This is a genomic window from Bacillus sp. L_1B0_5 (genome assembly GCF_000836715.1).
GTDB lineage: Bacteria > Bacillota > Bacilli > Bacillales > Bacillaceae_G > Bacillus_A > Bacillus_A thuringiensis_S.
Map to the genome: position 1 here is coordinate 1 of NZ_JXIS01000009.1, position 12,740 is coordinate 12,740.

Here is a 12,740-nt window from a genome sequence, read left to right on the forward strand (position 1 = left end):
GCAACAGGCCCAACGGGAGCGACGGGAGCAACCGGTACAAGTATCACGGCGACATATGCATTTGCAAATAATACGTCGGGAACAGCGATATCGGTCCTTCTTGGTGGAACGAATGTCCCGCTTCCAAATAATCAAAACATTGGTCCAGGAATTACTGTTTCTGGTGGGAATACAGTATTTACGGTTGCAAATGCTGGGAATTATTATATTTCATATACGATTAATATAACGGCTTCACTATTAGTTAGTTCACGGATTACAATTAATGGAGCACCACTTGCTGGGACGATTAATGCTCCTGCGTTAGCAACTACATCATTTAGCGCAACAATCATTACAACTCTTGCAGCAGGAGATGCTATTAGCTTGCAATTATTTGGTTTGTTAGCTGTCGCAACATTATCAACAACTACTCCAGGAGCAGTGTTAACGATAATAAGATTGAGTTAAACTATAACTCTCTTACTCTTTTAAGATTAAGAGAGTTTCTACATATAATAAGAAGTTAATGAAGTAAAGCATAGTTATATAAAAGTCAGAATATTATGATTGTAACGTTATGGTGACTATAATATAATGAAAATAACCATCATGAATGAACATTCATTTATTTTTTATGTATTTGAAGGGGGAATGAAGGTGGAAAAACCATGGTTGAAAAGTTATCCAGAGGAAATTCCGAGTACGATTTCTTATGATATTCAGCCGCTTCATAGATATGTAGAACAGATGGCTTCTCGCTACCCAGAAAAGAAAGCGCTTCACTTTTTAGGGAAGGATATTACGTTTTCGGACTTCCATGATAAGGTGAAGAGGTTTGCAAATTATCTTCAAAAGCTCGGTGTGGAAAAGGGTGATCGAGTTGCTATTATGTTGCCGAATTGTCCGCAAGCTGTAATTGGTTATTACGGTACATTACTTGCGGGAGGTATCGTAGTACAAACCAATCCACTGTATACAGAAAGGGAATTAGAATATCAGCTTCATGACTCGGGAGCAAAAGTAATTCTTTGTCTCGATTTAGTGTTTCCAAGAGTAACGAATGTTCAATCTGCTACAAAAATTGAGCATATTATCGTAACTCGTATTGCAGACTTTTTACCATTCCCTAAAAATCTATTGTATCCATTTGTGCAGAAAAAACAGTCGAATTTAGTTGTGAAAGTATCAGAGAGTGAAACGATTCATCTTTGGAATTCAGTAGAAAAAGAAGTGAATACGAATGTTGAGGTGCCTTGTGATCCTGAAAATGATCTAGCTCTTTTACAGTACACAGGAGGAACAACCGGATTTCCGAAAGGAGTTATGTTAACGCATAAAAACCTTGTTTCTAACACTTTGATGGGAGTGCATTGGTTATATAACTGTAACGAAGGTGAAGAAGTCGTCCTTGGGGTTCTTCCATTTTTCCATGTTTATGGTATGACAGCTGTTATGAATTTAAGTATTATGCAAGGATACAAAATGGTCCTTATTCCAAAGTTTGATATGAAAATGGTTTTTGAAGCGATTAAGAAGCATAAAGTGACATTGTTTCCAGGGGCACCAACTATTTATATCGCTCTTTTAAATAGTCCGCTTTTAAAAGAATACGATATTTCTTCTATCCGTGCTTGTATTAGTGGATCAGCACCACTGCCAGTAGAAGTACAGGAAAAGTTCGAAACAGTTACAGGTGGTAAACTAGTAGAGGGATATGGTTTAACAGAATCCTCTCCGGTTACACATAGTAATTTTTTATGGGAAAAGCGAGTGCCAGGTAGCATCGGAGTTCCGTGGCCAGATACAGAAGCAATCATTATGTCGCTTGAAACTGGTGAGGCATTACCGCCAGGAGAAATAGGTGAAATTGTAGTGAAAGGCCCTCAAATTATGAAAGGATATTGGAATAAGCCAGAGGAAACAGCGGCTGTATTGCAAGATGGCTGGCTCCATACAGGTGATGTTGGCTACATGGATGAAGATGGATTCTTCTATGTAAAAGATCGCAAGAAAGATATGATTGTCGCGAGTGGATTTAATGTGTATCCTCGTGAAGTTGAAGAAGTATTATATGAGCATGAAAAAGTGCAAGAAGTAGTGACAATTGGAGTTCCAGATCCGTACCGAGGAGAGACAGTTAAAGCATTTGTTGTGTTAAAAGAAGGGACGGAATGCTCTGAGGAAGAATTAAATCAGTTTGCACGTAAATATTTAGCGGCTTATAAAGTGCCGAAAGTATATGAGTTTAGAGATGAATTGCCGAAAACGACAGTAGGGAAAATTTTACGCCGTGTTCTAATAGATGAAGAGAAGAGAAAGAATGAGGATGAGCAAACGGGCTAAGGCCCTTTCTTTTTGAAAAAATAGGATTGACACTTTTCTAAATAGTCAGTATTATAAGAATATGAATGACTATTCATTCAGTCATCTTCTTGAAGGGGACAGTAAAGTGAAGAAAAATAGACCGAAATACAATCAAATTATTGATGCGGCAGTCATTGTGATTGCGGAGAATGGGTACCACCAAGCGCAAGTTTCTAAAATCGCAAAGCAAGCTGGAGTAGCTGATGGCACGATTTATTTATATTTTAAAAATAAAGAAGATATATTAATATCCTTATTCCAAGAGAAGATGGGAGAATTTGTCGAAACAATTCGTCAAAAAACAGCAGGAATTGAAAGCGCTGTATCGAAGTTATTCATGTTGGTAGAAACGCACTTCTTGCTGTTGTCGCAAAATGATCCGCTTGCTATCGTTACGCAATTAGAGCTGAGGCAGTCCAATCAAGACTTGCGCCTTAAAATAAATGAAGTATTAAAAGGCTACTTACAAGTTATGGATGAGATTTTAGAGACTGGTATAAAACAAGGTGAATTTCAAGCAGATTTAAATGTTCGCGTGGCAAGACAAATGATCTTTGGAACAGTAGATGAAGTTGTGACCAATTGGGTAATGAGCGATCATAAGTATGATCTGGTCGCACTTTCAAAAACGGTACACGGGCTACTTATTGCAGCTTGTGGTTATCGTCAATAATGGGAGGGATCATGTTGAAATTCCTATCTGTAAGAGTTGAAGATCATATCGCGGTGACGACGTTAAATCACGCACCAGCGAATGCGATGTCTTCACAAGTTATGCATGACGTTACTGAATTAATTGATCAAGTGGAAAAGGATGATAACATTCGTGTTGTTGTTATTCACGGTGAAGGACGTTTCTTCTCAGCAGGAGCAGATATTAAAGAATTTACATCTGTTACTGAAGCGAAGCAAGCAACAGAATTAGCACAGCTTGGACAAGTTACGTTTGAGCGTGTTGAAAAATGTTCAAAACCAGTTATTGCGGCAATTCATGGAGCGGCACTGGGCGGCGGCCTTGAGTTTGCTATGTCTTGCCACATGCGCTTTGCAACTGAAAGTGCAAAACTTGGTTTACCTGAATTAACACTTGGATTAATTCCTGGCTTTGCAGGTACACAGCGCTTACCACGTTATGTTGGGAAAGCGAAAGCTTGTGAAATGATGTTAACAAGTACACCAATTACTGGTGCAGAAGCATTAAAGTGGGGACTTGTTAACGGATTGTTCTCTGAAGAATCATTTTTAGATGATACGCTTAAAGTCGCAAAACAAATTGCTGGAAAAAGTCCAGCAACAACTCGTGCTGTACTAGAGTTATTGCAAACGACAAAATCTTCTCATTACTATGAAGGTGTACAACGTGAATCACAAATTTTTGGTGAAGTATTTACGAGTGAAGATGGAAGAGAAGGTGTAGCTGCATTTTTAGAAAAGCGTAAACCTTCGTTTAGTGGCAGGTAGTTCAATTATTTTTTTAATATAAATTAACAGAAAATTAAAATTGATAGAATCTTTCTGAAAAACAAGGGGGTAAATGGAATGAACATCTACGTACTCATGAAACGAACATTTGATACAGAAGAAAAAATCGTAATTAAAAACGGTGCAATTTACGATGGCGAAGCGGAATTCATCATCAACCCTTACGATGAATATGCAATTGAAGAAGCAATTCAAGTAAGAGACGCACAAGGTGGAGAAGTTACAGTTGTAACAGTCGGTGGCGAAGATAGTGAGAAAGAACTTCGTACTGCATTAGCAATGGGCTGTGATAAAGCGGTATTAATTAATATTGAAGATGATGTAGAAAATGGTGACCAGTTCACGACAGCAAAAGTGCTTGCTGAATATTTAAAAGATAAAGATGCAGATTTAATTTTAGGCGGAAACGTTGCAATTGATGGTGCATCTGGACAAGTAGGGCCACGCGTAGCTGAAGCGTTAAATATTCCATATGTAACGACAATTACAAAACTTGAAATTGACGGTACAAATGTGAAGATTGAGCGTGATGTTGAAGGTGATACAGAAGTGATTGCAACTTCATTACCAGTTTTAGTAACAGCACAGCAAGGTTTAAATGAACCACGTTATCCATCGCTACCAGGTATTATGAAAGCGAAGAAAAAGCCACTAGAAGAAGTAGAATTAGATGATTTAGATTTAGAAGAAGATGATGTGGAAGCAAAGACAAAAACAATTGAAATCTATTTGCCTCCTAAGAAAGATGCAGGAAAAGTGTTACAAGGCGAGCTGCAAGATCAAGTAAAAGAACTTGTATCGTTGCTCCATACAGAAGCGAAAGTAATCTAATAAAATACGAAATTATATATGCAGGAGGGAAAATCTATGGCTCGTAAAGTATTAGTAATGGGTGAAGTTCGTGATGGATCGCTACGTAACGTTTCGTTTGAAGCGGTAGCAGCAGCAAAAACAATTGCAGAAGGCGGTGAAGTAGTAGGTCTTCTAATTGGAGACAGCGTTGCCTCTTTTGCAAATGAATTGATTCATTACGGTGCAGATCGCGTTGTGACAGTTGAAAATGATAAATTAAAATCATATACATCTGATGGTTATGCACAAGCGTTTTTAGCTGTACATGCTGAAGAAAATCCAGAAGGTATTGTCTTTGGACATACGGCACTTGGTAAAGATTTATCACCAAAATTAGCAGCGAAGCTTGAAGCTGGTTTAGTTTCTGACGTAACTGCTTTAGAGGTTGAAGGTGGAAATGTTATCTTCACTCGTCCAATTTACTCTGGTAAAGCATTCGAGAAGAAGATTGTAACAGACGGCATGTTATTTGCGACAGTGCGTCCAAATAACATTGCAACTCTGGAAAAAGATGAGTCTCGCAGCGGTGACGTATCTTCTATTACAGTTGATGTGAAAGATTTACGTACAATTATTCAAGATGTTGTCCGTAAAACAGCAGAAGGTGTGGATCTTTCAGAAGCGAAAGTTATTATCGCTGGCGGACGCGGTGTGAAGAGTGAAGAAGGATTTAAACCATTAAAAGAGTTAGCTGACGTACTAGGCGGCGCTGTTGGGGCATCTCGTGGTGCTTGTGACGCTGAATACTGTGAGTACTCATTACAAATTGGTCAAACTGGTAAAGTTGTTACGCCAGACTTATACATTGCATGTGGTATTTCTGGTGCGATTCAGCATTTAGCAGGTATGTCTAATTCAAAAATAATCGTTGCGATTAATAAAGATCCAGAAGCAAGTATCTTCAAAGTAGCTGACTACGGTATTGTTGGTGACTTGTTCGAAGTTGTACCTCTTTTAACAGAAGAGTTTAAAAAGTTAAAAGTACATTCATGATTTAAGTACCCTTGAGTTCCAAGTGAAGTACCCCTATATATAGAAAAAGGTGAGAGATCCCCTGTCTCTCATCTTTTTAGTATTTAATCCGTATTTTTATATAGTATAAAGGAACATTTTTTTGTTACAATACATAACGATACATATTATTCGCCACGTATATAAGTTAATGATATACTCTTGGTAGAATATACTTGAAGGAGGAAATAAAATGGCAATTGTAAACGCAAATGACCAAAGCTTCGCAGCTGAAACTAGCGAAGGTGTTGTATTATTAGATTTCTGGGCACCTTGGTGTGGACCTTGTAAAATGATCGCTCCTGTATTAGAGGAAATCGATGCAGAACTAGGCGAAAAAGTAAAAGTAGTAAAAGTAGATGTTGATGAGAACCAAGAAACTGCTCGTCAATTCGAAGTAATGAGCATTCCAGCTCTTTTCGTATTAAAAGACGGTAAAGTAGTTGATCAAACGTTAGGTTACAAACCGAAAGAAGCGTTAGTAGAATTAGTTTCTAAACATTTCTAAAATAAAAAAGCTACCAGTTGGTAGCTTTTTTTATTTTCTTTTTTACAGTCTTTCCGTTACAATAAAAGAACGTATGTTGGGTGTTTGGGCATAGTATGTTTTCAAGGGAAAATAAAAATGCTAAGTATGTAGAAATGGAGGGAGACGAGTGCACGAACATTTGAAAGAGAAGTTGGCTATTTTACCAGATCAACCTGGTTGTTATTTGATGAAAGATAAGCAAGGAACGGTTATATATGTTGGAAAGGCAAAAGTGCTTAAAAATCGTGTGCGCTCGTACTTTACTGGTTCACATGATGGGAAAACACTGCGGCTTGTAGGAGAAATTGTTGATTTTGAATATATTGTAACCTCTTCGAATTTAGAAGCACTTATTTTAGAGTTAAATTTAATTAAAAAATATGATCCGAAATATAATATTCAATTAAAAGATGATAAAACATATCCTTTTATTAAAATTACGGCGGAGAAGCAACCACGCTTACTCATTACTCGAAATGTAAAAAAGGATAAAGGAAAGTATTTTGGTCCTTATCCAAATGCACAATCTGCTCATGAAACGAAAAAACTGCTAGATCGTATGTATCCGCTTCGGAAATGTACGAATATGCCAGATAAAGTTTGTTTGTATTATCATATGGGTCAATGTTTAGCGCCGTGTGTGAAAGAAGTGACGGAAGAACAAAATAAAGAAATTGTAGATGAAATTATTAAGTTTTTAAATGGTGGACATAAAGAAGTTCGTTCAGAATTAGAAATAAAAATGTATGAGGCCTCAGAGAAACTAGAGTTTGAACGTGCAAAAGAGTTGCGTGATCAAATTGCTCATATTGATGCGATTATGGAAAAACAAAAGATGATTATGAGTGACTTAGTGGATCGTGATGTGTTTGGATATGCAGTGGATAAAGGATGGATGTGTGTTCAAGTTTTCTTCGTTCGAAAAGGAAAGCTAATTGAACGTGATGTTTCTATGTTTCCAATTTACGATGAACCAGAAGAGGGCTTTTTAACGTTTATCGGCCAATTTTATGAAAACAGTAGTCATTTTAAGCCGAAGGAAATTGTCGTTCCGGGAAGTATAGACTCGGAATTAGTAGAGCGCTTTTTAGAAGTAGAAGCAACACAGCCGAAACGTGGTAAGAAAAAAGATCTTGTAGAATTAGCAAATAAAAACGCAAAAATTGCTCTTGAAGAGAAGTTTTACTTAATTGAACGTGATGAAGAACGAACGATTAAAGCAGTAGATCATTTAGGGAAGCAGCTTGGGATTGAAACGCCGTATCGTATTGAAGCGTTTGATAACTCAAATATTCAAGGAACAAATCCTGTTTCTGCAATGATTGCTTTTATCGATGGGAAACCGGCGAAGAAAGAGTATCGAAAATATAAAATTAAAACGGTTCAAGGACCAGACGATTATGAGTCTATGAGAGAAGTTGTGAGGCGCCGTTATACAAGGGCACTTAAAGAAAATTCACCCTTACCTGATTTGATTATTATTGATGGAGGAAAAGGCCATCTAGCGGCTGCAAGTGATATTCTAGAGAATGAGCTCGGATTATATATTCCGATGGCAGGTCTTGTGAAAGATGATAAACATAAAACCTCCCATTTAATTATTGGGGACCCACCGGAACCTGTGATGCTTGAGAGAAATAGCCAAGAATTTTATTTATTGCAGCGTATTCAAGATGAGGTGCATCGATTTGCGATTACATTCCATCGTCAATTACATGGGAAATCTGTCATTCAATCAGCATTGGATGACATTCCAGGAATAGGTGATAAACGGAAAAAGGTATTGTTAAAACATTTTGGTTCATTAAAGAAGATGAAAGAAGCTTCTATAGAGGAATTTGTCGAAGCGGGTATGCCGAAAAATGTCGCGGAGACGATTTATACGTATTTAACAGATAAGAAGACGTTGTAGTTTACAACGTCTTCTGTTTTTTGGTATAATTTCTGAAGATTTAAAATAAACGAATCTGAATGAAAATACAAAAAAGTCAACTAAACTGATATGTCTAGTTGACTGTAGGTAATGCTTACACTTCAATGAGATCTTTTATATCCCATTTTACAAGAAATGTAATAGAGTCAGAACGTTTTTTCTTTTCTTCGTATGACTCTGCAACGACGTTCCGTTGCTTTTGAATTTGTTCAGCGATGAATCCAGCTTCTAGTTGATAAGAAGAATGTCGTTTTTGTTTTTGACGTTCTGCAATGAGTGTGCCTTTAAGTTGGAACTGCATTTCACGACGCTTATGTTCAATAATGCTTAAAGTGCCCCAGCCAGCTTTTTCAAAGAACTGAATGACTTCTTCAATTGTTTCTAGCGGATATTTTCTTGCAAGGTTTCTACCAGACCAGTATAAAATACCATCTAAATCGTTGCCGATTAAATCAGGTAGTAATTCTTCACGTAGCAATTCATAAGCGAAGGCGTTCAATGAAACATCTTCTAAAGATGTTATATCGATTGTATTTTTACTCACAATATTCCCCTCTTTCTATAGGGATTATTATATAACATTTTTCATTTATAAAAACAGATTTTTCTTTAGGGAAATCTGAATATCTAAGAAGAAAAAAAGAATTGGCAAATTATATGCAAATTATGTATACGTTTTCTTGACGCTTCGACAAAAATAGGGGTAAAATGAACTTGTTATCAAATTATGCTGAAATATTTCGAATAATTTTTTCAGTTTTTCTTATGCCAATAGTGAAAAAACATTATTGTTATAAATTAATCTGAAAACAGCAGTCAAACATTCAAGGGGGTAATGGGGACATGAAAGGCCGCGAGTATACGTTTCGTAAGTGGCACTCATTAATGGGGGTCATCCCGGTTGGTGTCTTTTTGACGCAACATCTAATTGTAAACAACTTTGCAACAAGAGGAGCAGAGGCTTTTAACAAAGCTGCAGGCTTTATGGAGCTCCTTCCATTCCGGTATGCGCTAGAAATTTTCATCATCTTTTTACCGATACTGTACCATGCTATATATGGCTTATATATTGCATTTACAGCTAAGAACAATGCGGTTTCTTACGGTTATTTCCGTAACTGGATGTTCGTTTTCCAAAGAATTTCAGGTATCGTTACGCTGATTTTCATTTCTTGGCACGTCTGGGAAACTCGTATTCAAGCAATGTTAGGTAAAGAGGTAAACTATGATATGATGGCAGATATTTTAAACAATCCAGCTATGTTTGCATTCTACTTAGTTGGTGTTGTTTCAACAATTTTCCACTTTGCAAATGGACTATGGACATTCTGCATCAGCTGGGGAATTACAGTATCTCCACGTTCACAAAGAATCTCTACTTATGTAACATTAGCTATTTTCTTAGGTCTATCTTATGTAGGTGTGAGTGCATTATTAGCGTTCATCGATCCACAGCTAGCAAATCAGTAAGGAGTGGGAGAGCATGAAAGGGAAACTTATAGTAGTCGGCGGTGGCTTGGCTGGCTTAATGGCAACGATTAAAGCGGCAGAAGCAGGAGTAAATGTTGAACTGTTTTCTTTAGTACCAGTAAAACGTTCACATTCTGTATGTGCTCAGGGCGGAATTAACGGTGCCGTAAATACGAAAGGTGAAGGGGATTCTCCATGGATCCACTTTGACGATACAATTTATGGTGGAGACTTCTTAGCGAACCAACCACCAGTTAAAGCAATGTGTGAAGCAGCACCTGGTATCATTCATTTAATGGACCGTATGGGTGTTATGTTCAACCGTACGGAAGAAGGACTTCTTGATTTCCGTCGATTTGGTGGAACACAACATCACCGTACAGCATTTGCTGGTGCAACAACTGGACAGCAATTACTTTACGCATTAGATGAGCAAGTACGTCGTCACGAAGTAGCAGGACTTGTAACGAAATATGAAGGTTGGGATTTCTTACGAGCTGTTGTTGATGATGAAGGTGTGTGCCGAGGAATCGTTGCACAAGATTTACAAACTATGGAGATTAAAAGTTTCGGAGCTGATGCCGTGATTATGGCAACAGGGGGCCCTGGTATCATTTTCGGAAAATCAACAAACTCCATTATTAATACAGGTACAGCAGCTTCTGCTGTATATCAACAAGGTGCATATTATGCAAATGGTGAGTTCATTCAAATTCACCCAACGGCAATTCCTGGAGACGATAAATTACGTCTTATGAGTGAATCTGCACGTGGTGAAGGTGGACGTGTTTGGACATATAAAGATGGTAAACCATGGTACTTCTTAGAAGAAAAATATCCGGCTTACGGAAACCTTGTACCTCGTGATATCGCAACGCGTGAAATCTTTGATGTTTGCGTAGAGCAAAAACTAGGTATTAACGGTGAAAACATGGTGTACTTAGATCTTTCTCATAAAGATCCGAAAGAATTAGATATTAAACTTGGTGGAATCATTGAAATCTATGAGAAATTTACAGGGGATGATCCTCGTAAACTACCAATGAAAATCTTCCCAGCTGTTCACTATTCAATGGGTGGACTATGGGTTGACTATAAGCAAATGACGAGTATTCCAGGTTTATTTGCAGCAGGTGAGTGTGATTATTCTATGCACGGTGGTAACCGCCTTGGTGCAAACTCACTATTATCAGCAATTTACGGTGGTATGGTAGCAGGACCAAACGCAATTGAATATATGAAAGGTCTTTCTAAATCATCAGATGCTGTTTCATCTACTGTATATGAGCAAAATGAATTAATCGAAACAGAGAAATTTAACAATATTTTAACGATGGATGGTAATGAAAATGCATATGTTCTTCATAAAGAGCTTGGAGAATGGATGACAGATAACGTTACAGTAGTTCGTGAAAATAAAAAGTTATTAGAAACAGATGCGAAAATTGAAGAGTTAATGGATCGTTACAAACGTATTAACATTAACGATACAGCGAGATGGAGTAACCAAGGTGCTTCATTTACACGTCAACTTGCAAATATGTTTGAGTTAGCACGTGTTATTACAATTGGCGCATATAACCGTAATGAGAGCCGCGGTGCGCATTACAAACCTGAATTCCCAAATCGTGATGATGCAAACTTCTTAAAAACTACTATGGCAAAATTTGAAGGAGAAGGAAATGCACCAGCATTCCATTACGAAGACGTTGATGTTTCATTAATTAAACCACGTAAACGTGATTATTCTTCAAAACATGATGTAGCTGCTAAGGGTGAAGAGAAGGGGGATAAACAACATGTCTGAGAAAACAATCCGCCTCATCATTACGAGACAAGATGGACCAGATGCACAAGAGTTTGACCAAGAGTTTGAAATTCCATATCGTCCTAATATGAATATTATTTCGGCGCTTATGGAAATTCGTCGTAATCCTGTTGATTCAAAAGGAAACCAAACAACTCCGATTGCATGGGATATGAACTGCTTAGAGGAAGTATGCGGTGCATGTTCGATGGTTATTAACGGAAAGCCACGTCAATCATGTACGGCTCTTATTGATCAATTAGAACAGCCAATTCGCTTAAAGCCGATGAAGACATTCCCAGTTGTACGTGATTTACAAGTTGACCGCAGTCGCATGTTTAATGCTCTAAAACGCGTTAAAGCTTGGATTCCAATTGATGGTACGTATGACTTAGGTCCAGGACCAAGAATGCCTGAGAAAAAGCGTCAATGGGCTTATGAGCTTTCAAAATGTATGACATGTGGTGTTTGCTTAGAATCGTGTCCAAACGTAAACAGTAAGTCTGACTTTATTGGACCAGCGCCGTTATCACAAGCTCGCTTATTCAACTCACATCCAACGGGTGAAATGCATAAAGCAGATCGCTTACGTGCAATTATGGGAGATGGAGGACTAGCAAACTGTGGTAACTCTCAAAACTGTGTGCAATCATGTCCGAAGGGTATTCCTTTAACAACTTCAATTGCGGCATTAAACCGTGATACAACAATTCAATCGTTCAAAGATTTCTTTGGTAGCGATAATAACTATTAATAAATATTGCCTCTTCATCTTGAAGAGGCAATATTTATAATTATATTTTTCGGTTTATTCTGTTTTTTTGATAGGAAGGGGAGATAGCGTTGAAGAGAATTTCTTATATTGAAGACTTCGAGAAATGGGAAAGTGGATTTTCATTTTACAATCCTGTAAAGGTTCGTTTTGGTGAAGTAGATATGTTTGGACATGTAAATAATGTCGTTGCTTTTACTTATTTTGAAGAAGCTCGTATCGCGTTGTTTAAAGAACTTGGATTTATGCAAGAGTGGACACATGCATCATCAGAAACGATGATCGTTGTTGCGGATTTACAATGTAATTTTATTAAGCAAATATATTTTGATGAACAGTTGAAGGTGTATGTAAAGGCAGGATCGGTTGGGAACTCTTCTTTAGATCTACATTATATGGTGAAGAATGCAGAAGGAGAGGTTTGTTTAGTAGGTCGTGGAATGATGGTTCAAGCGTCGAAAAAAACAGGAAGAGGCGAACCATGGCCTGAAGAATGGAAGAAGAAATTACTACAATGATAGAGTGAAAGAAAAATAAG

12 protein-coding genes and 1 pseudogene are annotated in these 12,740 nt (G+C 37.6%); 12 read left to right on the plus strand and 1 reads right to left on the minus strand.

The annotated features are described in order from the left end of the window. From RT27_RS35100 to uvrC, 8 genes and pseudogenes are all read left to right on the plus strand, one after another. A pseudogene (locus tag RT27_RS35100) lies at nt 1-450 on the plus strand (collagen-like protein); the annotation flags it as partial. Between the two features lie 189 nt (nt 451-639). Next, a complete protein-coding gene (locus RT27_RS03010; RefSeq protein ID WP_029443384.1) occupies nt 640-2,325 on the plus strand; it encodes a long-chain-fatty-acid--CoA ligase in 1,686 nt (561 codons plus the stop codon). A gap of 61 nt (nt 2,326-2,386) precedes the next feature. Next, nucleotides 2,387-3,019, plus strand: a complete 633-nt coding sequence (locus RT27_RS03015) for a TetR/AcrR family transcriptional regulator (RefSeq protein ID WP_002001012.1) — start codon at nt 2,387-2,389, stop codon at nt 3,017-3,019. 11 nt (nt 3,020-3,030) lie between these two features. Continuing rightward, a complete protein-coding gene (locus RT27_RS03020) occupies nt 3,031-3,807 on the plus strand; it encodes an enoyl-CoA hydratase (protein WP_043935299.1) in 777 nt (258 codons plus the stop codon). 78 nt (nt 3,808-3,885) lie between these two features. Continuing rightward, nucleotides 3,886-4,659, plus strand: coding sequence for an electron transfer flavoprotein subunit beta (etfB, locus tag RT27_RS03025; RefSeq protein ID WP_016080146.1), 774 nt, complete (start codon nt 3,886-3,888; stop codon nt 4,657-4,659). A gap of 36 nt (nt 4,660-4,695) precedes the next feature. Beyond that, the gene (gene etfA, locus RT27_RS03030) at nt 4,696-5,673 is read left to right on the plus strand and encodes an electron transfer flavoprotein subunit alpha (protein WP_043935301.1); all 978 of its coding nucleotides are present in this window, start codon (nt 4,696-4,698) and stop codon (nt 5,671-5,673) included. 211 nt (nt 5,674-5,884) lie between these two features. Beyond that, nucleotides 5,885-6,199 carry a thioredoxin gene (trxA, locus tag RT27_RS03035; protein WP_001018944.1) on the plus strand — a complete coding sequence of 105 codons (315 nt, stop codon included), beginning with the start codon at nt 5,885-5,887 and terminating at the stop codon, nt 6,197-6,199. 148 nt (nt 6,200-6,347) lie between these two features. Continuing rightward, a complete protein-coding gene (gene uvrC, locus RT27_RS03040; RefSeq protein WP_000544296.1) occupies nt 6,348-8,132 on the plus strand; it encodes an excinuclease ABC subunit C in 1,785 nt (594 codons plus the stop codon). Nucleotides 8,133-8,247: 115 nt separating this feature from the next. On the opposite strand, the gene RT27_RS03045 is transcribed toward uvrC, so the two are convergent. Then, complete coding sequence (locus tag RT27_RS03045; RefSeq protein ID WP_000042214.1) at nt 8,248-8,697, minus strand: YslB family protein; 450 nt, start codon at nt 8,695-8,697, stop codon at nt 8,248-8,250. Between the two features lie 299 nt (nt 8,698-8,996). Between RT27_RS03045 and sdhC the strand changes: the two genes are divergently transcribed. The 4 genes from sdhC to RT27_RS03065 all read left to right on the plus strand — a co-directional run bounded on the left by sdhC (nt 8,997) and on the right by RT27_RS03065 (nt 12,720). Further along, nucleotides 8,997-9,623: a succinate dehydrogenase cytochrome B558 gene (sdhC, locus tag RT27_RS03050; protein WP_000678354.1), complete on the plus strand. Its 627-nt coding sequence runs from the start codon at nt 8,997-8,999 to the stop codon at nt 9,621-9,623. Between the two features lie 13 nt (nt 9,624-9,636). Further along, nucleotides 9,637-11,430, plus strand: coding sequence for a succinate dehydrogenase flavoprotein subunit (sdhA, locus tag RT27_RS03055; protein ID WP_000676743.1), 1,794 nt, complete (start codon nt 9,637-9,639; stop codon nt 11,428-11,430). Then, nucleotides 11,423-12,184, plus strand: coding sequence for a succinate dehydrogenase iron-sulfur subunit (gene sdhB, locus RT27_RS03060; protein WP_001291830.1), 762 nt, complete (start codon nt 11,423-11,425; stop codon nt 12,182-12,184). The genes sdhA and sdhB overlap by 8 nt, the downstream gene beginning before the upstream one ends. A gap of 89 nt (nt 12,185-12,273) precedes the next feature. Further along, nucleotides 12,274-12,720, plus strand: coding sequence for a thioesterase family protein (locus RT27_RS03065; protein ID WP_000822727.1), 447 nt, complete (start codon nt 12,274-12,276; stop codon nt 12,718-12,720). Nucleotides 12,721-12,740 lie beyond the last annotated feature (20 nt).